Here is a 20,481-nt window from a genome sequence, read left to right as displayed (position 1 = left end):
TCGTCTGCGCGGCGACGCTCAACCAGTGTCAGAGATGACAATGACCGCAAAACTTGTGACATGCTGGGCCGCATGGACGTGGAACGGGTCGCCGTGCTGCTCGCGGACCGGGTTTCGCCGTTCGAGTTGGGCGTCGCGTGCGAGGTGTTCGGCACCGACCGCAGCGCGGACGGCATGCCCGGCTGGGACTTCGGCGTGTGCTCGCCGGGCGGCGCGGACGTGGCCAGTTGGTCCGGCTTCGGCCTGGCCGGACTGCGCGACCTCGACTTCGCGGCGTCGGCGGATTTGGTGATTGTGCCCACCCAAGCGCCGCGGACCGCGCCGCCGCCGGAGCCGCTGCTGGACGCCTTGCGCGCCGCCCGGGAACGCGGCGCGTGGGTGGCCGGGTTCTGCGCGGGAGTTTTTTCACTCGGCTACGCGGGCCTCCTGGACGGCCGTCGCTGCACCGTGCACTGGATCTACGAACCGGAATTCCGCCGCCTGTTCCCCGCCGCGGAAGTGGACCCACAAGCCCTCTACGCGGACGACCACGGCGTGTTCACCAGCGCCGGGACCGTCGCCGCGGTGGACCTCTGCCTGCACCTGGTGCGCCGCCTGCGCGGAGTCACGGCGGCGACGGCGCTGGCCCGGCGAATGGTGGCCGCTCCGCACCGCGCGGGCGGGCAGGCGCAGTTCGTGCAGGCCCCGGTGCCCGCGACGGCCGCCCCGGACGACGTGGTGGTCGCCGAAGCGCTCGAATGGGTGGAACGACGGTTGGATCAGCCGTTCACGGTCGCGGAATTGGCTCGCCGCAGCGGATTGGGGGAGCGGACGTTCCTGCGCCGGTTCTCGGCCGCGACCGGGACGACGCCGCACCGCTGGCTGACCGAACGCCGCCTCGACCGGGCGCAGGCGCTGCTGGAGGAGGGCTCGCTTTCGGTGGAGGACATCGCGGTGGCCTGCGGATACGCGTCGGCGGCGGCGTTGCGGCACCAGTTTTCGCGGTTGCGCGCTACTACGCCGAGCGCTTACCGGACCGCCTTCCGTTCGTGAGCCTTGGTCCGGCTCGTCGCGATCCTGCTGTGGCATTGGGCTCATGTGACGCACTGAACGCCGCATCGGTGCGCGCGCCCCGAACGACTCGCTGAAAACGACAAACGCCGCACCGGGCGCGGAAAAGCGCCCGATGCGGCGTTCAGCCGATGCGAACGGTCAGCGCTCAGCCGAGGAGAACGCGATCCACCGGTCCAGCAGCGCCGCTGCCGCGCCGTTGTCGATGGCCTGGCGTGCTCGGTCCAGTCCGGCCGCCAAGTCGTCCTCGAGCGAATCGGAGAAGCCCGCGAAGGCGGCCAGCGCGGCGGCGGCGTTCAGCACCACCGCGTCGCGCACCGGGCCGGTCTTGCCGCTGACCAGTTCCCGGACCACCTCCGCGTTCGCCGCGGCGTCGCCGCCGCGCAGGTCCTCCGCCGTGGCGCGCGGGATGCCGAGCGACTGCGGGTCGAAGGTGCGTTCCGTCACCGTGCCGCCGGAGACCACCAGCACCGACGTCGTCGTGGTGGTGGTGATCTCGTCCAGCCCGTCGTCGCCGCGGGCCACCAGCACCGACATCCCGCGCTGGGCGAAAATCTCCGCCAGGGCACGGGTTTTGTCCGCGTACGCGCAGCCGATCAGCGCGCTTTCCGGCTGCGCCGGGTTGGTGAGCGGGCCGAGCAGGTTGAACGTGGTCGGCACGCCCAGTTCGCGCCGCGGCGGGCCGGTGTGCCGGAACGCCGGGTGGAACGCCGGGGCGAAGCAGAACCCGATGCCGATCTCCTCGAGCGACGCGAGCACCGCTTCCGGCGGCAGGTCGATCTTCACGCCGAGGGTTTCCAGCACGTCGGCCGCGCCGGACTTCGACGACGCGCTCCGGTTGCCGTGCTTGGCCACCGGCGCGCCCGCCGCCGCCGTGACGATCGTCGCCATCGTGGAGATGTTCACCGAGTTCGACCGGTCGCCGCCGGTGCCGACGATGTCCACCGCGGGACGGCTCAGCGTGATCCGCCGGGCGTGCGCCAGCATCGCGTCGGCCATGCCGGCGATCTCCGCGGGCGTTTCGCCCTTGGCGCGCAGCGCGACCGCGAAGCCGCCGATCTGCGCCTGCCCGGCGCTGCCGGACATGATCTGGTCCATCGCCCACGCCGTGTCCTCCGCGGACAGGTCCTCGCCGGCGATGAGCCGGGTCAGCAGCGCGGGCCAGGTGTGCGGGGTGGCGCCCACCGGGCTCAGCCGCCGTTGACGGCGGGGACCCGCCCGGCGCGCAGCACGCCGGCGACGGTTTCCGCCGCGGTCAGCGGGTCGAGGGGGTGCACCAGCACGGCGTCGGCCAGCGCCCAGGTGGCGAGCCATCGGTCGTCCCGGCGGCGGACGGCCACCACGATCGGCGGGCAGTCGTCGATCTCGTGCTTAAGCTGGCGGGTCAGGCCGATGCCGCCGGTCGGCTGCGCCTCGCCGTCGAGGATCGCGAGGTCGACCGAGCCCGCGTCCATCTCGGCGAGCACGTCGGCGATGCCGGCCGCCTCGACCCACTCCACGCGGCCGAGGTCGGCCGCCGGGCGCCTGCCGACGGCGTTCATGATCGCCTCGCGGACCTCGGCCTTGTGGCTGAACACCAGGATCCGCTGGGACTGCTCGCTCATTGAGCACGCCTCCGTCTCGTCACGGGTGGAACAGCCGCGATCGTATCGGCCGAGACGCATCTCACGCGGACGCGGTGGGCGAGTCACCCGGTTGCCGCGCCTCCCAGCCCGGGGCGTCGCCGCCGAGCCGCTGCGCCAGACCGGCCATCCGGGACCGTTCCTGGGCGCAGTGCAGGGCGTCCAGGACCTGCACCCGCCGGGCGTGCGCCAGCACCCGGTCGCCGTCGCGGCTTTGTTCGCGCAGGTCGTAGCCGTCCTGCGCGAGAATCGCCGCCGCCTCGTCGATCCGGTCCGCCGGGAGGACGAGGTGATGGACGAGCACCGCGGGCGCTTCGCTTGCCCAGCCGGGTGAATCGGCGAGCACCGCGGAATCCGCGACGGCCGGATCGAACGCCGAAACGACCGTCCGCAGACCGGGCGCGTCCGGGTCGAGAACCGCTTTCCCCGGCTTTCTCACCAGGTCACGGAGCTTCTCCAGCCAACTCACGAGTAGCTCCTTCCGCCGCTGGTCCGCGTCTCGCGCGCGGGTGTGACGCGAAGCTCCCACGACCCGCCGCAGACCCGGCGGGCGGGGTGCGGTCGCGAGAGGACATAATGCGATCCGTGACAACGGCAGCTCCCACCATCAGCCAGCGGGTCCACTCGCTGAACCGGCCGAACATGGTCAGTGTCGGCACCGTCGTGTGGCTGTCCAGCGAACTGATGTTCTTCGCCGGACTGTTCGCCATGTTCTTCACCGTCAAGGCGCAGAACCCGGCCGGGGCGTCCTGGCCGCCGCCGTTGCACGGCGAGGAGTTCCACCTCAACGTCGCGTACGCGATCCCGTTCACGGTGATCCTCGTGCTGTCGTCGCTGACCTGCCAGTTCGGCGTGTTCGCCGCGGAGCGGGGCGACGTCTACGGCCTGCGGCGCTGGTACATCGTGACGCTGATCATGGGCGCGATCTTCGTGTTCGGGCAGGCGAACGAGTACCACAACCTGGTCGAGGAGGGGCTCACGATCCCGTCCGGCCCGTTCGGCACGGTGTTCTACCTCGCGACCGGTTTCCACGGCCTGCACGTGATCGGCGGGCTCATCGCCTTCGTGTTCCTGCTGGTCCGCACGAAGCTCAGCAAGTTCACTCCGGCGCAGGCCACCTCGGCGATCGTCGTGTCGTACTACTGGCACTTCGTCGACATCGTGTGGGTAGGCCTCTTCGCGGTGATCTACATCCTTCCCTGATCTCCGCACCGCCCACCACAAAACGGCCTGAACTGACAGCAAGGGTTGCCGCAAGATGACCACCAGCACCAAATCCTCGGAGCGCCGGTTCCGCGCGCGCTCGAAGATGCGCAGGCGCCTCGCGGGCGTGCTCGCACTCGGCGTCGCCCTGGTGGGGGCCGGCGCCCTGTACGCCGTGTTCGCCCCGGAACCGCAGACCGCGCAGGCGCAGGGCGACCCGGCGCTGCTGCGCCAGGGCGAGCAGGTCTACAACAACACCTGCATCGAGTGCCACGGCGCGAACCTCGAGGGCGTCAAGGACCGCGGTCCGAGCCTCATCGGCATCGGCGACGCGGCCGTCTACTTCCAGACTTCCTCCGGCCGGATGCCCGCGGCGCGCCAGGAGGCGCAGATCGCCCGCAAGCCGCCGAAGCTGACCCCGAGCGAGATCGACGCGGTCGGCGCCTACGTGCAGGCGCACGGCGGCGGCGCGCAGCGTCCGGAGGAGCGCGGCGAGGCGCTGCGCGGCAACGACCCGGCGCGCGGCGGCGAGCTGTTCCGGCTCAACTGCGCCTCGTGCCACAACTTCACCGGCCGCGGGGGCGCGCTGTCGGCGGGCAAGTACGCGCCGCCGCTCGACCCGGCCACCGAGGAGCAGATCTACGACGCGATGCTCACCGGGCCGCAGAACATGCCGAAGTTCTCCGACCGCCAGCTCAGCGCCGAGGAGAAGAAGGACATCATCGCCTACGTCAAGTCGGTGTCCGACGGCAACAACGACCCGGGCGGCAACGGTCTCGGCGGGGTCGGCCCCGCCTCCGAAGGCGTCATCGCCTTCGTCGTCGGAATCGCCGCGCTCGTCGGCATTACGCTGTGGATTGGATCGAAGGCATGAGTGCCGAAGGGCCCAAGCCGCCCTCGGAGGCGGAGCTGGCTGAGATGGACCGCGACGAGCTGCTCAAGCTCGGCGGTCAGCTGGACGGCGTCGAAATCGTCGAGTACCCGGAGCCGTGGCCGGTCGAGGGCACCCGCGCGGAGCGTCGCGCGCAGCGCCTCGTCGCGTTCTGGTTCGCCCTGTCGGCGCTCGCCGGCCTGGCGTTCGTGGTCGTGATGGCCTGGCCGAAGTGGTGGGAGTACAAGGACCCGAGCGACCCCAGCGGGCACTCGACCTACAGCCTCTACACCCCGGCTCTCGGCGTCACGCTCGGTCTCGCGGTGCTGGCGCTCGGCATCGGCGTGATCCTCTACACCAAGAAGTTCGTCCCGCACGAGGTCTCGGTGCAGCAGCGCAGCGACGGCCCGTCCGCGGAGGTCGACCGGGCCACCATCCTGGCCCACCTCGCCGACGCCGGGACCCGCAACGGCATCGCCCGCCGGTCGCTGATCAAGCGCACCGCGGGCGCGGGTGCGGGCGCGCTCGGCCTCGCGGTGGCGGCGCTGCCGATCGCGTCCTTCATCAAGAGCCCGTGGACGGACTCCGACAACCGGGACGGCCTCTGGCACACCGGCTGGCTGCCGAACTTCCCCGGCGAGAAGGTCTACCTGCGCCGCAACACCGGCAACCTCGAAGCCGACGTCAAGGAAGGCGTCGCGCTGGTCAAGGCCGAGGACCTGGACGCGGGCGCGATGGAGACGGTCTTCCCCTACCGCGAGTCGGAAAAGGGCGACGAGAAGAAGCTGTCCGAGGCGCTGATGCGGGTCGACAACCCGGTCATGCTCATCCGGCTGCGCCCGACCGACGCCGCGCGCGTGGTCAAGCGCAAGGGCCAGGAGGACTTCAACTTCGGCGACTACTACGCGTACACGAAGATCTGCAGCCACGTCGGCTGCCCGACCTCCTTGTACGAACAGCGCACGAACCGCATCCTCTGCCCGTGCCACCAGTCGCAGTTCGACGCCCTGCACTACGCGAAGCCGATCTTCGGCCCGGCGACCCGTCCGCTCGCCCAGCTTCCGATCACGGTTGACGAAGAGGGATACTTGATCGCGAAGGGCGATTTCATCGAGGCCATCGGACCGGCCTTCTGGGAGCGTAAGTCATGAGTTCACTCACCACGCCGACCAAGGGCACGAGCGCACTCCAGAAGCACCTGGGCGAGGCCGCGGACAACGCGGACCAGCGGTACAAGCTGGCCAAGGGCCTGCGGCACCAGATGAACAAGGTGTTCCCGACCCACTGGTCCTTCCTGCTGGGCGAGATCGCGCTGTACAGCTTCATCGTCATCCTGCTGTCCGGGGTGTACCTGACGCTGTTCTTCGACCCCTCCATGCAGGAGGTCACGTATCACGGCAGCTTCACGAACATGCAGGGCATGCAAATGTCCCAGGCGTTCCGCACCACGCTGGACATCTCGTTCGACGTGCGCGGCGGCCTGTTCGTGCGGCAGCTGCACCACTGGGCGGCGCTGATCTTCGTCGCGTCGATGATGGTGCACATGCTCCGGATCTTCTTCACCGGCGCGTTCCGCAAGCCCCGTGAAGCGAACTGGGTCATCGGCGGCCTGCTGCTGATCCTGGGCATGTTCGAGGGCTTCTTCGGCTACTCGCTCCCGGACGACCTGCTGTCCGGCACCGGTATCCGCGCGACCCTGTCCGGCATCGTGCTGTCGGTGCCGGTGATCGGCACCTGGATCCACTGGGCGCTGTTCGGCGGGGAGTTCCCCGGCGACCAGATCATCCCGCGGCTCTACACGCTGCACATCCTGCTGATCCCGGGCATCATGCTGGCCCTGATCGGCGCGCACCTCGCGCTGGTCTGGTACCAGAAGCACACGCAGTTCCCGGGCGTGCGGCGCAAGGAGACCAACGTCGTCGGCGTGCGGATCATGCCGTACTTCGCCCTCAAGGGCGGTGCGTTCTTCACCCTGGTCGTGGGCGTGCTGGCGCTGATGTCCGGCCTGTTCCAGATCAACCCGGTGTGGAACTTCGGGCCGTACAACCCGTCGATGGTGTCCGCGGGATCCCAGCCGGACTTCTACATGGCCTGGGCGGACGGCATCCTCCGGATCTGGCCCGCGTGGGAGCTCTACCTGGGCAACTACACGGTCCCGGCGGTGTTCTTCGCCGGCGGTATCGGGATGCCGGTGCTGTTCGCGATCCTGCTGACGTATCCGTTCCTGGAACGGAAGCTGACGAAGGACAACGCGCACCACAACCTGCTCCAGCGGCCGCGCGACGCACCGGTCCGCACCTCGCTGGGCATGATGGCGCTCGGGTTCTTCGCGATGCTCGAACTGTCCGGCTTCAACGACATCATCGCCGACCAGTTCGACATCTCGCTGAACGCGACGACGTGGGCCGGGCGCATCGGCGTGCTGATCGTGCCGCCGATCGCGTACTACGTCACCTACCGGATCTGCCTCGGCCTGCAGCGGTCCGACCGGGAAGTGCTGGAGCACGGCGTCGAGACCGGCATCATCAAGCGGCTCCCGCACGGCGAGTTCATCGAGATCCACCAGCCGCTGGCCGGCACGGACAGCCACGGCCACGCCATCCCGCTCGAGTACCAGGGCGCGGCGGTGCCGAAGAAGATGAACAAGCTCGGCACCGCGGGCACCGCTGTCCCGGGTTCGATCTGGACGCCGGACCCGGCGGAGGAGTCGAAGGCGCTCGAGCGCGCTCGCGGCAACGGCCACGGGAACGGACACGGGAAGCTCGAGGGCACCGAGGAGTCGACCGAGGTCGGTTCCGGGCACTGAGTCCCGCAGAACGCCGGAAGGCCCCTTCCTCATCGCGAGGGAGGGGCCTTCTCGTGTTTCAGAGCTGGATGCGGGCGACGATCTCGTCGTCGTCCATTTCGCCGGTCGGCCGGAAGCCCAGCTGCTGGTAGAAGGGGCCGGGGCTGTGCTTGCCCGGCATCCAGCTGACCGTGACGAATTCGGCGTCGCGGCGGCGCGCTTCGGCCAGCACCGCCTCGACGGCGAACCGTCCGTAGCCCTTTTTCTGGTGTTTGGCGGCGATGTTCAGCCGCCACAGGTAGTGGCGGTAGTAGTCGGTCGGGTTGTCCGGGTCGAACGCGGCCATGACGAAGCCGACGAGTTTCTTCCCGGCGTAGATCAGCCTCGGCCAGGCGATTTCGTGCTGGACATAGGCTTCGGCGAGCGAGCAGGCGACCGGAGCGACGTAGTCGCGTTGATGCTTCGCCACTTTGAGATCGCAGGCGTCTTCCACATTGTCGACCGTGACTTCGACCAGTCTCGGGGTCGTCATGCGAATTACGGTAGCGCTGTCGCCGGGGTTCAGAGCTGGATGCGGGCCACGACCTCGCCCTCGTGCTGCTGGCCGGTGGGCTGGAATCCCAGCCGCAGATAGAACGGCTCCGGACTGTGCTCGCCGGGCACCCACAGCACTGTCGCCGATTCTTGTCCGCGGCGGCGCGCTTCGGCCAGTACCGCTTCGACGGCGAACTTCCCGTAGCCCTTTTTCTGGTGCTCGGCCGAGATGTTCAGCCGCCAGATGCCGCAGCGGAAGTAGTCGATCGGACAGCCCGGATCGAAGGCGGCCATGACGAAGCCGACGAGATCGTCGCCGGCGTAGACCAGCCTCGGCCACGCGACGCCCGGCCGGGTGTAGGCCTCGGCCAGCGAACGGGCGACCGGGGCCACGTAGCGCTCCTGGTGCGGCGCCACCGACAGATCGCAGGCCGCGCCCACGTTGTCGCTGGTGACCTCGGCCAGCCGCAGTGTCGTCATGTCCCGGACGTTAGCCCGGGGGTACGACAATTCTCAGGCTCCTTCGACGCCGATCTCGAACGCGGAGTCGGTGTCGGCGCGGGAGTAGGACCGGAACGCGATGTGGGTGACGGTGTCGAGGACGCCGCGGACTTTGCCGATGCGGCCGGGGATCAGGTCGGCGAGGTCTTCGTGGGCCTGCACGCGCACGGTGGCGATGAGGTCGACGTCCCCGGCGCACGAGTAGACCTCGGACACCTGGTCGAGGTCCGCGATCGCCTGCGCGGCCTGCGGGATTTCCTCGGCCTCTACGTTGATCAGCACGATCGCCGTGATCACAGCGTTCCTCCCACTTCCTGGCGGTAACCGACGTGCGCGATCGTAGCCGGGAACACGCCCGCGCATGGTGCGGCGGGGCTTGTCAGCCCGCGACGTGTTCGAGCGACCGGGCGTCGGCGACCCGGGCGAGCCAGGATTGCCATCCGGCGACGGCGGCGGGCTCGGCCCACGGCCGGGTGGTGCGGACGAGCCGGGTTCCCGGCCGGGCGAGCCAGCGCAGCAGGATCCCGACCTCCTCGCCGGGAGCCCCACGCAGCGGACCGTCGCTGGGCAGCACGGTTTCCCCGGCGGCGACGAGGGATTCGACCACCGGCATCGGCGGCACCCCGCGCCGGGCGACTCCCGCGGAGGCGAGCCTGCCGTAGCGGATGACGGACAGTTCCCAGCCGCCATTGCCGTCCGGGGCCGCCGCGATGAGTTCCGCGACCGACGCGAGCGCGGCCTGCCGGTGCGCGCGGCCGACGGCGCGGACGAGCCCGGCCAGTTCGTCGCGGTGGCGCGCGGCCTGTTCGTAATGCCTTCGCTCGGCCATCTCCTCCAGCCGCGCCGCCGCCAGGTGCAGCGGACGCCCGTCGTGACCGGCGATGAGCCCGCGAGCAGCCTCGACAGCGGGGGAGTAGTCGGCGACGGTCTGCCTGCCCGCGCACGGGGCTCCGCAACGGCCGAGTTCCGCCAGGACACACGGGGTGCCGGACGCGGCGGTGGCGGAGATGCGTTGGGTGCAGGTGCGCAATCCGGAAGCGTCGGCGAGAGTCTCGGCGGCCGTGCGTGCGTCGGCTTGGCTGCGGAACGGCCCTAGCGTGCCCGCGCGCGGCAGACGGACCACGGAAAGCCGCGGGAAAGCCTCGTCGGTGAGGCTGATCCACCAGCCGTGGTGCGGGTTTTTCGAACGCCGGTTGTAGGCGGGCCGGTGCGCGGCGATCAGCCGCAGTTCGCGGATCTCGGCTTCGAGGGAATGCGCGCACTCGATGGCGTCCACCCGCTCCGCCAGCGCGACCATTTCCCGGATCCGGCCCCGGCTCTCCGAACCGGTGAAATACGTGCGCACGCGCCGTCTCAGGTCGCGCGCGGTGCCTACGTACAGGACTTCGTCCCGCGGTCCCTTGAAGAGGTACACGCCGGGCCGCGACGGGAGGTCGGCGGCGAGGTTTCGCTTGCGCCGCTGGGCTGGCGTGACGTCCGGGAGGTAGTCGATCAGCTCTTCGACGGTGTGCACGCCGAGGTTGCCGACGCGCTCCAGCAATGCGTGCAGGACGTCGGTGGTGGCGCGGGCGTCGTCGAGCGCGCGGTGCGTCGGTCGGGTGCGCGCGCCGAGCAGCATGGACAGCGACGACAACCGGTAGCTGCGCGCTTCTTCTCTCGGGATCACGCGGCGCGCCAGCTTCACCGTGCAGACGACGGTGGGACGCGGCCAGACGTAGCCGTGTCCTTCGCAAGCGGCCTTCATGAAGCTGGTGTCGAAGCCGGAGTTGTGCGCGACCAGCACGGTGCCCGCGATGAACTCCAGGAACGCGGGCAGCACGCGTTCGATCCGCGGCGCGTCGTAGACCATCGCCTGCGTGATCCCGGTCAGCTCGACGATCTGCGGCGGAATCGGCGTGCCCGGGTTGACCAGCGTCGCGAACTCGCCCAGCACCTGGCCGGCGCGGACCTTGACCGCGCCGATCTCGGTGATCCCGTCCGGCCCCGGTTTGGTGCCGGTGGTCTCGAGGTCGAACACGACGAACGTGGTGTCCCGCAGCGGGGTGCCGAGCTCGTCGAACGCCAGCTGAGCCTGGTCCGGCCTCGGTCGGGTCTCCATGATCGCGCACAGTAGGGCCGACCACCGACAATCTTCGCGCGCGCCGCCCGTGGCCCGATGGTGACCAGCGGAACGGGCCGGTGCGGCGCGGGATCCGGCGGCGGGGCCTACCCTGGACCAATGCACCCTCAGCCCGTCGAACCGGAAGAAGCCGCGGAGGCCGTCGGCCCCTCGGCGGTTCCGGCGCGGGCGGGAGAGGACGCCGAGGCCGCCGAACCGGGGACGTGTCCGGAACCGGCGACGTGGACGAGCCTGCCGGAGGCGGTGCGCGAGCGGATCGCCGAACTGGCCGCGGCCGCGGTCGCGAAACTGCCGGTCGCCGACGTGCCGCGGCAGCTGCGGCCGGTCGCGAAATTCGCCCCCGCCAAGCGCGCGAAGCTTGGCGGCACCGCGCTGCTCACGGCGTTAGGGGATTCGGCGCAGTTCCGGACCGCGGTCCTGGAATGGCTGCGCGAGCACCGGACCGACGCGCTGGACCCGAACGTTTCGGACTCCGTCTCGGCCGCTGCCGCCGCCGTGCTGCTCGGCGAATCCGGCGCGGCCGGACGCGTGCGGCTGGTCGCGAAGAACGCCGAGGAAACCGCGCTGCGCGCTGAGCGGGACGCGGCGCTGGCCCGGAACCAGCGGCTGGAAGTCGAAATCGCCGAGCTGCGCGCCGAGTTGGAAGAGGCGCGCGGAGCGGTCGAGAGCGCGCGCGGCGAACGCGAGGCCGAGGTCGAGAAGCTGCTGCGCCGGCTGCGCGAGCAGGGCGTGCTGCTGCGGCAGGCCAAGGACGCGGCCGAGGCGGCGCGCGCCGAATTGGCCGACGGGGGCGCGACGCGGGAACGCGAGATCGAGATGCTGAACGTGCAACTCGACCGGGAACGTCGCCGGGTCGCCGCGGAACGCACTCGCGCCGAACGGGCGGTCGCGGACGCGGAGATGGCCCGCCAGTCGGCGCGCGAAGCCAGGGAGGCCGACGAGGTCCGGCTGGCATTGCTGGTGGACACGATCGACGGCGCGGTGCACGGCCTGCGCCGCGAACTGGCTTTGGGCGACCGCGGCGCGCGCCCTGCCGACATGGTGAGCGGCGCGCGGTCCGGACTCGGCCCGGGCGGGCGGATCCAGGACGTCACGGCGCTCGACCGGCATCTGGCGTTGCCGAACGTCCATCTCATCGTGGACGGCTACAACGTCACCAAAACGGGTTACCCGGAGCTGGCGCTGGCCGATCAGCGGGACCGGCTGGTGCATCAGCTCTCGGCACTGGCGGCGCGCACGTCGGCGGAGGTCACGGTGGTGTTCGACGGGGCCGGCGTGCTGTCGGTGCCCGCCGCGGTGCCGCGCGGGGTGCGAGTGCTGTTTTCCGAGCGTGGCGTGCTTGCCGACGACGTGATCCGCTCGCTGGTCGCGGCCGAGCCGAAGGGCCGTCCGATGGTCGTCGCGACATCCGACCGAGCGGTCGCGGACTCGGTCCGCGCGGGCGGCGCGCACCCGGTGGCGTCGGCGGTTCTCGTCAGCCGATTGGGTCGAGTCTGACCCTGGCCGCCCTCGCGGCTCCGGAAATTGTCGGTGGTGCTTCCTACCGTTTGTTCCCGAGGCGATTCCCGGAACCGGTCCGGGGCCTCGCGGACGAACGGAGGCCCGGCAATGGGCGAGAACAAGCAGGAGCGGTTCGGAGTCGGTTCCGGCATGCGTGCGGCGGAGTCGGCTGGGGTTAGCGGGGGAGTTCGGTTCGCGGCGGGGCCGGGGGATCGGAACGCCGGGGTTGGTGGCGGGGCTCTTGAGCGCTCTCTGCCGTTGGATCACGGGGCTGCTGAGCGGTCGCGGCCGCCGGACGATGGGGCTGAGGGCTCTCGGCCGCCGGACCATCAGGCTGACGGGGCGGTTGAACGGTCCCGGCCGCTTGGTCGTGGGGCTGGCGTGGCTGCTGAGCGGTCCCGGCTGCCGGGCCATGGGGGCGGAGGTGAGTCTGACCGCTGTCGGCCGCCGGACGATCGGGAGGGTGACGCTGCCGAGCGGTCCCGGCCGCCGGGTCACGGGGTTGGCGGGGAGGCTGGCCACTCCCGGCTGCCGCACCATCGGCATGGCGAGGCGGCTGAACGGTCCCGCCCGCCGGACCGGGGCGGTCACCCGGGCGGGGAGGGTCCGGCGGTGAGTCTTGCCACTGGGGTGAGTCCGGCCACGGGCCAAGCGCGGGACCGGGACCTGGAGGCGCACCGGGAAAGCACCGTTTCGTCGGGTTCCGGCGAAAGCGCTGCTGCCGCGGCTGCGTCCGGCGAAAGCGAGTGCGCGGAACCTGTCAGCCCACGTTGCTCAGCACGACCGCACGCCGGCGCGGCACGAAGCGCGAAGCGGGCGAAACCCGTTGCCTCCCGCCAGGAAGAGCGGCGTCCGGCCGGTGCGGTGGACGTCGCGGTCGAGGACATCGACACGTTCGTCGTCGACTGCGACCGGTGTGCGGTGCGCGGGGCGGCGTGTGCCGATTGCGTGGTCAGCGTGCTGCTCGGGCCGCCGGTCGGCCTCGTCTGGGACGCGGACGAGCGGCGGGCTGTCGACGCGCTCGCCGAGGCGGGGATGGTGCCGCGGCTGCGCCTGGTTCCGGAGACCGACAGTAGGTCGGCGTGACACCAGTGGGTGACACTGGCTCGCCGAGCGGTCGCCTCGGTGCGGTGAACGGTAAGTAGTCGAAGGGGTCGTTTGTGCTGCCAGAGCGTGTGACTTAAGTCACGTGTAGCTGCCGTGCTGGTCCGATGGTGTTTCGCCGGACTACGGAGAGTTTTTACGGGGGGCCCGGTGGACGCGCCGACGGTCTTTTCGTAACCTGGCCGAGATCTCGCGCCAGTCAGCTGTCGGACGACGGCGACGCGGGATCGCCGCCGGTTCGGCTTTGTCGGGGAGTCAGGACCGGAACCAATCACCGTGCGCGGGAAAAGCTGTTGTGGCACACGACGGCCGGAACGCGGACGGGCAGCGTGCGCGAAGAGGGCCCCCGACCTCTTCCGCGCCGGGGTTCCGGCCACGGCGGCCCGACGAGCAAAGGAGACCCGCGCGGCCGTGCAGTCGCATCCAGTCAAGCGCGTGGTGTCAGGCGCCCTCGCGGCCGCCTCGGTGATCGCAGTCGTCGCCGTGGCGCAGCCAGCGGGCACCGCAGCCGCTTCCCCCCTCCCCGTCCTCCAGGCCCCGCCGGACTCCGGTTCGGACGCTCTCGCCAAGTACCGCGACCTCGCGGCGCAGGCGGAGAAGGCGAACGAGGACCTCCTGAAAGCCAAGGACGACCTCACTGCCCGCCAGGGCGACCTCGACAAGGCCAACGCGGACGTGGGCAACGCCCACAACCTCTCCGCGCAGGCCGCCGAGAACGAGAAGAAGTACAAGGTCGACGTCGACAAGTTCGCGAACGCGTCGTTCCTGTCCGGCGTGCAGATGAACAAGCTGTCCGCGCTGCTGGCGGGCACGTCGACGCAGGAGTTCCTCGACCGTTCGTCGGCGCTGGACCAGATCGCCTCGCAGAAGGCTGTCGCGCTGGAGAAGCTCCAGGGCGCGGTCGACCAGGCCAAGTCCGCCGAGAAGCTGGCCGCCGACGCCGCACAGCGGGCCACCGCGGCGCGCGACGCGGCGGCGAAGCTGACCGAGGACATCACGGCCAAGAAGAAGTCGCTCGACGACCAGGTCGCCGAGCTGAAGAAGACCTCGTCGGCGCTGAGCGCGGCCGACCGCAACGCGCAGAAGGACACCGGCGGCGACATCTCGGTGGACCTCGCGAACGCGGGCCCGGCCGCGGCGGCCGCGGTCCAGGCCGCGCTGAGCCAGCGGGGCAAGCCCTACGAGTGGGGTGCCACCGGGCCGAGCTCGTACGACTGCTCGGGCCTCATGCAGTGGGCCTACCGGCAGGCCGGCATCTCGCTGCCGCGCTCGAGCCAGCAGCAGAGCCAGACCGGCACGCCGGTCCCGCGCAGCCAGCTGCAGCCCGGCGACCTGGTGTTCTACTACACGCCGGTCTCGCACGTGGGCATGTACATCGGCAACGGGATGATGGTGCACGCGCCGACCACCGGCGACGTCGTCAAGATCTCGCCGCTGCAGAGCCAGTACGTGGGCGCCCGCCGGGTCGCCTGACCGGACGCTCTCGCTCCCACCGGGGCGGTGCCGCATTGCGCGGCGCCGCCCCGGTGTCGTTCACGGGGGCCCTTGACCGGAGGAGCAGACGATGTCGTTCGCGGGCGAGTTGGTGACCGAGACCTTCGCGTACGACGGCGGCCGCCAGGTCACGGTCTACGTCCCGGCGGATCGGCCCGAGGCGGTCGTGTTCGCCGGCGACGGCGAGCTGATCTCGCAGTGGGGCAGCGACCTCGAGGCCGCCGAGGTGCCGCCGACGATGATCGTCGGAGCCCATCGCCTGGCCGACGAGACCTCGCGGCTCCACGAGTACTCGCCGGGCTTCGATCCGGGGCGATTTGCGGCGCACGAGAGATTCTTCTGCGCGGATCTCGGCCGGTGGGTGCGATCGCGGTTCGGAGTCGCGTTGTCCGCCGAGCGCACTGCGGTATGCGGCGTCTCGGCGGGCGGAGAGCTGGCGCTGGCGATGGGACTTCGGCATCCGGACGTCTACGGCACGGTCTTGTGCGCCTCGCCCGGAGGGGGCTACCGACCGCCCGCTGACCTGCCGGGCTCGCTTCCGAGCACGTACCTCGTCGCCGGTACGCAAGAACCGTTCTTCCTGCAGAACGCGATCCGGTGGGCGGACGCGCTTCGCGCTGCCGGGGCCGACGTCGTCTTGACCGAGCGGGCCGGATCGCACGGGGATCGGTTCTGGCGGGAAGAGTTCCCGCTGATGGTCGCGTGGGCGTTCGCGAGCTGAAGAAGCCGGGCGGACTCCCGCTTCACCACGGCGGGCCTACGGAATCGCTCGTCGGTAGCCTGCGGGGGTGCTGAGGACCCTGCTCGTGACGAACGACTTCCCGCCGCGCCCCGGGGGTATCCAGAATTACCTCAATTCGCTGGCCACCCGGCTGCCCGCGGACGACCTCGTCGTTTACGCGCCCTCCTGGGAGCGCAGCAGCGGCTCGCACGTCGAGTTCGACGCGGCCGCTCCGTTCGAAGTCGTGCGGCATCCGACGTCGTTGATGCTGCCCACCCCCGACGTCCTGCGGCGTGCGAAGCAGATCATGCGTGCCCGCGACTGTGAGGCCGTCTGGTTCGGTGCGGCCGCTCCGCTCGCGCTGCTCGGGCATCCGCTGCGGCAGGCCGGTGCGCGCCGGATCGTCGCGTCCACGCACGGGCATGAGGTCGGCTGGTCGATGCTTCCTGGCTCCCGGCAAGCGCTGCGGCGCATCGGCGAGACGGTGGACGTCGTCACGTACGTCAGCAAGTACACGCGCAACCGGTTCGCTGCCGCGTTCGGGCGGCATGCTGGGCTCGAGATGCTGCCGAGCGGTGTCGACACCACGGTTTTCGCGCCGGACCCGGCTGGTCGCGAGGAAATCCGGGCTCGGCACGGGCTTGGCGATCGGCCGACCGTCGTGTGCGTTTCGCGGCTGGTTCCGCGCAAGGGCCAGGACATGCTGATCTCCGCGCTGCCCGCGATCCGTGAGCGCGTGCCTGGCGCGGCCTTACTGCTCGTCGGGGGCGGGCCGTATCGCAAGCGGCTCAACCAGCTGGCTGCCGCGCTGGGGGTGGCCGACGACGTGGTCTTCACCGGCTCGGTCCCGTGGGAGGAACTGCCCGCGCACTACAACGCGGGCGACGTCTTCGCGATGCCCGCCCGCACTCGGGGCAAGGGGCTCGACGTGGAAGGGCTCGGCATCGTCTACCTGGAGGCGTCCGCGACCGGGCTGCCGGTGGTCGCGGGCACGTCCGGCGGGGCGCCGGAGGCGGTGCTGGACGAGGTGACCGGGCACGTGGTCGACGGCCGCGACCCGGGCCAGCTCGCGGAGACTCTGGCGGCCCTGTTGTCCGACCCGGTCCGCGCCCGCAGGATGGGCGAGGCGGGCCGTTCGTGGGTCGCCGAGAGCTGGCGCTGGGACACGATGGCGCAGCGCCTCTCGACGCTCCTGGACGGCGATCCGGTGGCGGCGGTGCGCTGACCCGGGCTCAGGGTTCGTAGATAGCCGGATGGCGCGGGTCGTCCATGCGGACCACGACGTCCGCGAGGGCGCTCGGGTCGACTTCGTTTTCGTAGCGTTCGTAGGCGGGCAGCGCCCATTCGTCGGACACGCGGCGGCGCAGCGCACCCGGCGAAAGCCACAAATGCACCACGAAATCGAACGCCAATCCCGCGCCCAGCAAAAACTCTCCGTCGACCAGGACGACGCCTCGGTCCGGGACCGGGACGCGCGGCAATCTGGTCGCCCGGTCGCGTTCGGCGTCCCACAGCGCGGGCAGGACTTCGCCGCTCCCGTCGTCGGCGAGCGGGTCCAGGACTTCCCGGCGCAGACCGCCTAAATCGAGCCAATCGGTATACCGCGCGTCCGGATTCTGTTTCCCGTGCTCGAAACGGAGTGACGCTGGTCGCAAAAAACCGCGGGCGGGCACGTGCAGCGCGGCCCGGCCGAGCAGCTTCAGCGGGTCGGTCAACGCCTCCGCGAGCGGGCCGGTTCCGGCCGCTCCGTCGACGGCGACGGCGATTCGCCTGCGGTGGGTGAGCGCGTCGACGCGCTCGGTCAGCTCGGCGGCGAGGGCGTCGGGGGAGATGGGGCGGTAGCGCACGATCGCATGATCCCGCACCGGTTTCCGTCGGTCCCCGATGCCATGATGGCGGCATGGCCAACGAGGAGGGCAAGACCGGGCGGAGTGGTTGGGAGACAGCCGTTTCCCGCACGATGCCGTACCCGGGCAGCCGGGTGTGGGAGTTCCTGGTGGGGGACGGGGTGGAGATCTGGCTCGGCCCCGGCGTCGACCTGCCGCGCGAACGCGGGGCCGGCTACGAGACCGAACACGGCACGACCGGCGAAATCCGCAGCTATTCCGATGACCGGCTGCGGCTCACGTGGCGTCCGACGGACTGGGACCACGATTCCTTGCTGGAGCTCGAGGTCGCGGATCTCGGCAAACGCAGCACGCTGAAGATCCGCCAGGAACAGCTCGCGGACGTGGCGGAAAAGGCCGAGCAGCGGGCATATTGGAAACAAGTGGTCGAGCGCGTCGAGGCGGCATTGGCCGAACGCTGACCGAACTGCCCAGGGGGTTCCAGCAGTGAGCGTCGACGAACACACCGAGGAAATCCCTTACGCGGACGAGGAATTCTGGCAGCGCCCGCACGAATGGCTCGCCCAGCGGCGCGAATCCGGCGCGGTCTGCCCGATCACCGCCCGCCGCGGGATCCCGTCCTACCTGGTCGGCGGATACGAGCAGGCGCGCGAGCTGCTCAACGATCCCCGGATCAGCAAGGACAGCGCCGACGTGCACCGGGTGTACGCGGCGAAAATCGGCCAGGACGTCGAGGTGCCGGAGTTCGGCAACCTGCTCACCCGGCACATGCTCAACAGCGATCCGCCGGTCCACACCCGGCTGCGCAAGCTGGTGAACAAGGCGTTCACCGCGCGCACCGTCGCGCGGCTGCGGCCGCGGATCCAGGAGATCGCCGACACGCTGCTGGACGAGATGGCCCGGCACGAGCAGGTCGACCTGGTGCAGGCGTTCGCCGAGCCGTTGCCGATCACCGTCATCTGCGAACTGCTCGGCGTGCGCGTCGAGGACCGCGGCCAGTTCACCGCCTGGTCGCACCTGCTGCTGTCGTTCTCCGAGGACCACGAGGCACAGGCCGCGGCGGCGCGCGAAATGCACGACTACCTGCAGCAACTGGTCGAGAGCAAGCGCGCCGAACCGGCCGAAGACCTGTTGTCGGACCTCGTGCACGCCAGCGACGAAGGCGATTCGCTCGACGAGGACGAACTGATCTCGATGGCGTTCCTGCTGCTGGTCGCCGGGCACGAGACCACGGTCAACCTGATCGCCAACGCCACGTTCGCGTTGCTGCGCGCGCCGGACCAGGCGGAGAAACTGCGCGCCGACCCGAGCTTGCTGCCGGGTGCGGTCGAGGAGTTCCTCCGGTACGACGGGCCGATCAACTTCGCGACCCTGCGCTACACGGTCGACGAGATCGAGGCGGGCGGCGTCACCGTCCCGCGCGACGAGTTCGTGCAGATCTCGCTGCTGTCGGCCAACCGCGACCCGGAGAAGTTCCCCGACCCGGACACGCTCGACGTCACGCGCGCGCCCGGCGGGCATCTCGCGTTCGGGCACGGCATCCACTACTGCGTCGGCGCGCCGCTGGCCCGGCTGGAGGCGCAGATCGCGCTGGGCTCGCTGCTGGCGCGGTTCCCGGAGCTGAGCCTGGCCGTGCCCGCCGAGAACATCGTCTACCGGCCGAGTTCGCTGGTGCACGGCGTGCTGTCGCTGCCGGTGCGGCTGAACGGGGCGTAGCGGCGGTCACTGCGGAGCCGCCCGCCGCCCGGTTAGGGTCGGCGGGTGGAACCCAGTGCTGCCGACCTCCTCGCCCTCGACGCCGCGCACGTGTGGCATCCCTACGCGCCGATGCCGGGCCGCGTGCCGCCCCTGCTCGTGGAAGAGGCGAGCGGGGTGCGGCTGAAGCTCGCCGACGGACGGGAACTGGTCGACGGCATGTCGTCCTGGTGGGCGGCGGTGCACGGCTACCGGAACCCGGTGCTCGACGCGGCATTGGCCGAGCAGGCCGGGCGGATGAGCCACGTGATGTTCGGCGGGCTCACCCACGAACCGGCGATCACGCTCGCGAAGACGCTCGTCGACATGACCCCGGACGGGCTCGAGCACGTGTTCCTGTGCGATTCGGGCTCGGTTTCGGTCGAGGTCGCGGTGAAAATGTGCCTGCAGTACCAGCGTTCCCGCGGGCTGCCCGGCAAACACCGGCTGCTGACCTGGCGCGGCGGCTACCACGGCGACACGTTCACGCCGATGAGCGTCTGCGATCCCGACGGCGGCATGCATTCCCTGTGGCGCGGAGTGCTGCCGGAACAGGTTTTCGTGCCCGCGCCGCCGTCCGGGTTCGACGCGCCGGTCGATGAGTCCTATGTGGACGAACTGGCGAAGGCTCTCGAGCAGCACGCGGACGAACTGGCCGCGGTGATCGTGGAACCGGTGGTGCAGGGCGCGGGCGGCATGCGGTTTCACCATCCCGGTTACCTGCGCGCGCTGCGCGAGCTGACTCGGGAACACGACGTATTGCTGGTGTTCGACGAGATCGCGACCGGATTCGGCCGTACTGGAAGGCTTTTCGCGGCCGAGCACGCTGGCGTGACGCCCGACGTGCTGTGCGTCGGCAAGGCGCTGACCGGCGGCTACCTCACGATGGCCGCCGCGTTGTGCACGCCCGAAATCGCCGACGGCATCACGCGCGGCGAGCTTCCGGTGCTCGCGCATGGCCCGACGTTCATGGGGAATCCGCTGGCTTCCGCGGTCGCCAACGCGTCGCTCGGTTTGCTGGCCGAAGGGCAATGGCAGGCCGACGTCGAGCGGATCGAAACCGCGCTGCGCCAAGGACTCGAGCCGGCTCGGGAGCTGCCGCACGTCGTGGACGTGCGGGTGCTGGGCGCGATCGGCGTGCTGCAGCTGGACCACGAGGTGGACATGGGTGTCGCGACGGAAGTGGTGACCGCCGAAGGGGCGTGGCTGCGGCCGTTCCGGGATCTGATCTACGCAATGCCGCCGTACCTCAGCACGGACGCGGACCTGGCGGTGATCACGTCGGCGATGCGGGCCGCCGCGGCGAAGGCCTGAGGTTACTTCGGGTTTGGCGTAGCTTCCTGTAGTGGATCTTGCCGGGTCACGCAACCCGATCGTGGGTAATTCGATAAAGATC

General features: G+C 70.5%; 21 protein-coding genes. 13 read left to right on the top strand and 8 right to left on the bottom strand.

From position 1 onward, the window contains the following. Positions 1-72: 72 nt before the first annotated feature. Entirely contained in the window at positions 73-1,032 is a 960-nt protein-coding gene (locus DMP23_RS06265; RefSeq protein ID WP_337820421.1) for a GlxA family transcriptional regulator, read from the top strand. Positions 1,033-1,191: 159 nt separating this feature from the next. Here DMP23_RS06265 and trpD read toward each other — a convergent pair whose 3' ends face one another. The 3 genes from trpD to DMP23_RS06250 all read right to left on the bottom strand — a co-directional run bounded on the left by trpD (position 1,192) and on the right by DMP23_RS06250 (position 3,141). Beyond that, positions 1,192-2,235 (bottom strand): anthranilate phosphoribosyltransferase, encoded by a 1,044-nt coding sequence (trpD, locus tag DMP23_RS06260; RefSeq protein ID WP_205673406.1) that lies wholly within the window; start codon positions 2,233-2,235, stop codon positions 1,192-1,194. 5 nt (positions 2,236-2,240) lie between these two features. Beyond that, entirely contained in the window at positions 2,241-2,654 is a 414-nt protein-coding gene (locus tag DMP23_RS06255; protein ID WP_009074814.1) for a hypothetical protein, read from the bottom strand. 61 nt (positions 2,655-2,715) lie between these two features. Then, positions 2,716-3,141, bottom strand: coding sequence for a ribonuclease E inhibitor RraB (locus DMP23_RS06250; protein WP_037809537.1), 426 nt, complete (start codon positions 3,139-3,141; stop codon positions 2,716-2,718). Positions 3,142-3,248: 107 nt separating this feature from the next. Here DMP23_RS06250 and ctaE point away from each other — a divergent pair, with 107 nt between their 5' ends. From ctaE to qcrB, 4 genes are read left to right on the top strand one after another with little or no spacing between them, the layout of a single operon-like run. Then, positions 3,249-3,875, top strand: a complete 627-nt coding sequence (gene ctaE / locus DMP23_RS06245) for an aa3-type cytochrome oxidase subunit III (RefSeq protein ID WP_009074819.1) — start codon at positions 3,249-3,251, stop codon at positions 3,873-3,875. Between the two features lie 55 nt (positions 3,876-3,930). After that, entirely contained in the window at positions 3,931-4,749 is an 819-nt protein-coding gene (qcrC, locus tag DMP23_RS06240; protein ID WP_037809539.1) for a cytochrome bc1 complex diheme cytochrome c subunit, read from the top strand. Next, positions 4,746-5,897 carry a cytochrome bc1 complex Rieske iron-sulfur subunit gene (gene qcrA / locus DMP23_RS06235; RefSeq protein WP_037809545.1) on the top strand — a complete coding sequence of 384 codons (1,152 nt, stop codon included), beginning with the start codon at positions 4,746-4,748 and terminating at the stop codon, positions 5,895-5,897. Before qcrC ends, qcrA begins: the two co-directional genes overlap by 4 nt. Then, positions 5,894-7,552: a cytochrome bc1 complex cytochrome b subunit gene (gene qcrB / locus DMP23_RS06230; RefSeq protein ID WP_337820420.1), complete on the top strand. Its 1,659-nt coding sequence runs from the start codon at positions 5,894-5,896 to the stop codon at positions 7,550-7,552. The genes qcrA and qcrB overlap by 4 nt, the downstream gene beginning before the upstream one ends. Before the next feature lie 58 nt (positions 7,553-7,610). Here the strand turns inward: qcrB and DMP23_RS06225 are convergent, their stop codons facing one another. The 4 genes from DMP23_RS06225 to DMP23_RS06210 all read right to left on the bottom strand — a co-directional run bounded on the left by DMP23_RS06225 (position 7,611) and on the right by DMP23_RS06210 (position 10,664). Continuing rightward, the gene (locus DMP23_RS06225) at positions 7,611-8,063 is read right to left on the bottom strand and encodes a GNAT family N-acetyltransferase (RefSeq protein ID WP_037809548.1); all 453 of its coding nucleotides are present in this window, start codon (positions 8,061-8,063) and stop codon (positions 7,611-7,613) included. A 29-nt stretch (positions 8,064-8,092) separates the two neighbouring features. Next, a complete protein-coding gene (locus tag DMP23_RS06220) occupies positions 8,093-8,545 on the bottom strand; it encodes a GNAT family N-acetyltransferase (protein WP_337820419.1) in 453 nt (150 codons plus the stop codon). Between the two features lie 33 nt (positions 8,546-8,578). Then, positions 8,579-8,863 carry an Lrp/AsnC family transcriptional regulator gene (locus DMP23_RS06215; RefSeq protein WP_009074830.1) on the bottom strand — a complete coding sequence of 95 codons (285 nt, stop codon included), beginning with the start codon at positions 8,861-8,863 and terminating at the stop codon, positions 8,579-8,581. An 82-nt stretch (positions 8,864-8,945) separates the two neighbouring features. Continuing rightward, positions 8,946-10,664: a DEDD exonuclease domain-containing protein gene (locus DMP23_RS06210; RefSeq protein WP_337820418.1), complete on the bottom strand. Its 1,719-nt coding sequence runs from the start codon at positions 10,662-10,664 to the stop codon at positions 8,946-8,948. A 120-nt stretch (positions 10,665-10,784) separates the two neighbouring features. Between DMP23_RS06210 and DMP23_RS06205 the strand changes: the two genes are divergently transcribed. The 5 genes from DMP23_RS06205 (at position 10,785) to DMP23_RS06185 (ending at position 16,729) form a co-directional block, all read left to right on the top strand. After that, entirely contained in the window at positions 10,785-12,182 is a 1,398-nt protein-coding gene (locus DMP23_RS06205) for an NYN domain-containing protein (RefSeq protein ID WP_037809553.1), read from the top strand. Between the two features lie 867 nt (positions 12,183-13,049). Further along, positions 13,050-13,271: a hypothetical protein gene (locus DMP23_RS06200; RefSeq protein WP_037358162.1), complete on the top strand. Its 222-nt coding sequence runs from the start codon at positions 13,050-13,052 to the stop codon at positions 13,269-13,271. Positions 13,272-13,700: 429 nt separating this feature from the next. Beyond that, positions 13,701-14,762 (top strand): C40 family peptidase, encoded by a 1,062-nt coding sequence (locus tag DMP23_RS06195; RefSeq protein WP_037809557.1) that lies wholly within the window; start codon positions 13,701-13,703, stop codon positions 14,760-14,762. Between the two features lie 91 nt (positions 14,763-14,853). After that, positions 14,854-15,504: an alpha/beta hydrolase gene (locus DMP23_RS06190; protein WP_336159219.1), complete on the top strand. Its 651-nt coding sequence runs from the start codon at positions 14,854-14,856 to the stop codon at positions 15,502-15,504. A 67-nt stretch (positions 15,505-15,571) separates the two neighbouring features. Beyond that, complete coding sequence (locus tag DMP23_RS06185) at positions 15,572-16,729, top strand: glycosyltransferase family 4 protein (RefSeq protein ID WP_200864282.1); 1,158 nt, start codon at positions 15,572-15,574, stop codon at positions 16,727-16,729. Between the two features lie 7 nt (positions 16,730-16,736). On the opposite strand, the gene DMP23_RS06180 is transcribed toward DMP23_RS06185, so the two are convergent. Then, entirely contained in the window at positions 16,737-17,351 is a 615-nt protein-coding gene (locus DMP23_RS06180) for a uridine kinase (RefSeq protein ID WP_037810047.1), read from the bottom strand. 53 nt (positions 17,352-17,404) lie between these two features. On the opposite strand from DMP23_RS06180, the gene DMP23_RS06175 reads away from it, so the two are divergent. The 3 genes from DMP23_RS06175 to DMP23_RS06165 are packed head-to-tail and all read left to right on the top strand — an operon-like array spanning position 17,405 to position 20,399. Continuing rightward, positions 17,405-17,812, top strand: coding sequence for an SRPBCC domain-containing protein (locus DMP23_RS06175; protein ID WP_078870303.1), 408 nt, complete (start codon positions 17,405-17,407; stop codon positions 17,810-17,812). A 25-nt stretch (positions 17,813-17,837) separates the two neighbouring features. Beyond that, positions 17,838-19,067, top strand: coding sequence for a cytochrome P450 (locus DMP23_RS06170; RefSeq protein WP_051728683.1), 1,230 nt, complete (start codon positions 17,838-17,840; stop codon positions 19,065-19,067). A gap of 45 nt (positions 19,068-19,112) precedes the next feature. After that, positions 19,113-20,399 carry an adenosylmethionine--8-amino-7-oxononanoate transaminase gene (locus DMP23_RS06165; RefSeq protein ID WP_337820417.1) on the top strand — a complete coding sequence of 429 codons (1,287 nt, stop codon included), beginning with the start codon at positions 19,113-19,115 and terminating at the stop codon, positions 20,397-20,399. The last annotated feature ends 82 nt before the right edge of the window (positions 20,400-20,481 follow it).

Source organism: Amycolatopsis sp. A1MSW2902 (genome assembly GCF_017312175.1).
GTDB lineage: Bacteria > Actinomycetota > Actinomycetes > Mycobacteriales > Pseudonocardiaceae > Amycolatopsis > Amycolatopsis nivea.
The sequence above is the reverse complement of the archived record's forward strand: the minus strand, read 5'-3'. Positions and strand labels throughout refer to the sequence as shown.

Coding starts and splice junctions, on each gene's coding strand:
- DMP23_RS06225 (WP_037809548.1), bottom strand. CDS start 8,063: ATGACGACCCCGAGACTGGTCGAAGTCACGGTCGACAATGTGGAAGAC.
- DMP23_RS06175 (WP_078870303.1), top strand. CDS start 17,405: ATGGCCAACGAGGAGGGCAAGACCGGGCGGAGTGGTTGGGAGACAGCC.
- qcrB (WP_337820420.1), top strand. CDS start 5,894: ATGAGTTCACTCACCACGCCGACCAAGGGCACGAGCGCACTCCAGAAG.
- qcrA (WP_037809545.1), top strand. CDS start 4,746: ATGAGTGCCGAAGGGCCCAAGCCGCCCTCGGAGGCGGAGCTGGCTGAG.
- DMP23_RS06190 (WP_336159219.1), top strand. CDS start 14,854: ATGTCGTTCGCGGGCGAGTTGGTGACCGAGACCTTCGCGTACGACGGC.
- DMP23_RS06255 (WP_009074814.1), bottom strand. CDS start 2,654: ATGAGCGAGCAGTCCCAGCGGATCCTGGTGTTCAGCCACAAGGCCGAG.
- DMP23_RS06210 (WP_337820418.1), bottom strand. CDS start 10,664: ATGGAGACCCGACCGAGGCCGGACCAGGCTCAGCTGGCGTTCGACGAG.
- DMP23_RS06220 (WP_337820419.1), bottom strand. CDS start 8,545: ATGACGACACTGCGGCTGGCCGAGGTCACCAGCGACAACGTGGGCGCG.
- ctaE (WP_009074819.1), top strand. CDS start 3,249: ATGCGATCCGTGACAACGGCAGCTCCCACCATCAGCCAGCGGGTCCAC.
- DMP23_RS06205 (WP_037809553.1), top strand. CDS start 10,785: ATGCACCCTCAGCCCGTCGAACCGGAAGAAGCCGCGGAGGCCGTCGGC.
- DMP23_RS06265 (WP_337820421.1), top strand. CDS start 73: ATGGACGTGGAACGGGTCGCCGTGCTGCTCGCGGACCGGGTTTCGCCG.
- qcrC (WP_037809539.1), top strand. CDS start 3,931: ATGACCACCAGCACCAAATCCTCGGAGCGCCGGTTCCGCGCGCGCTCG.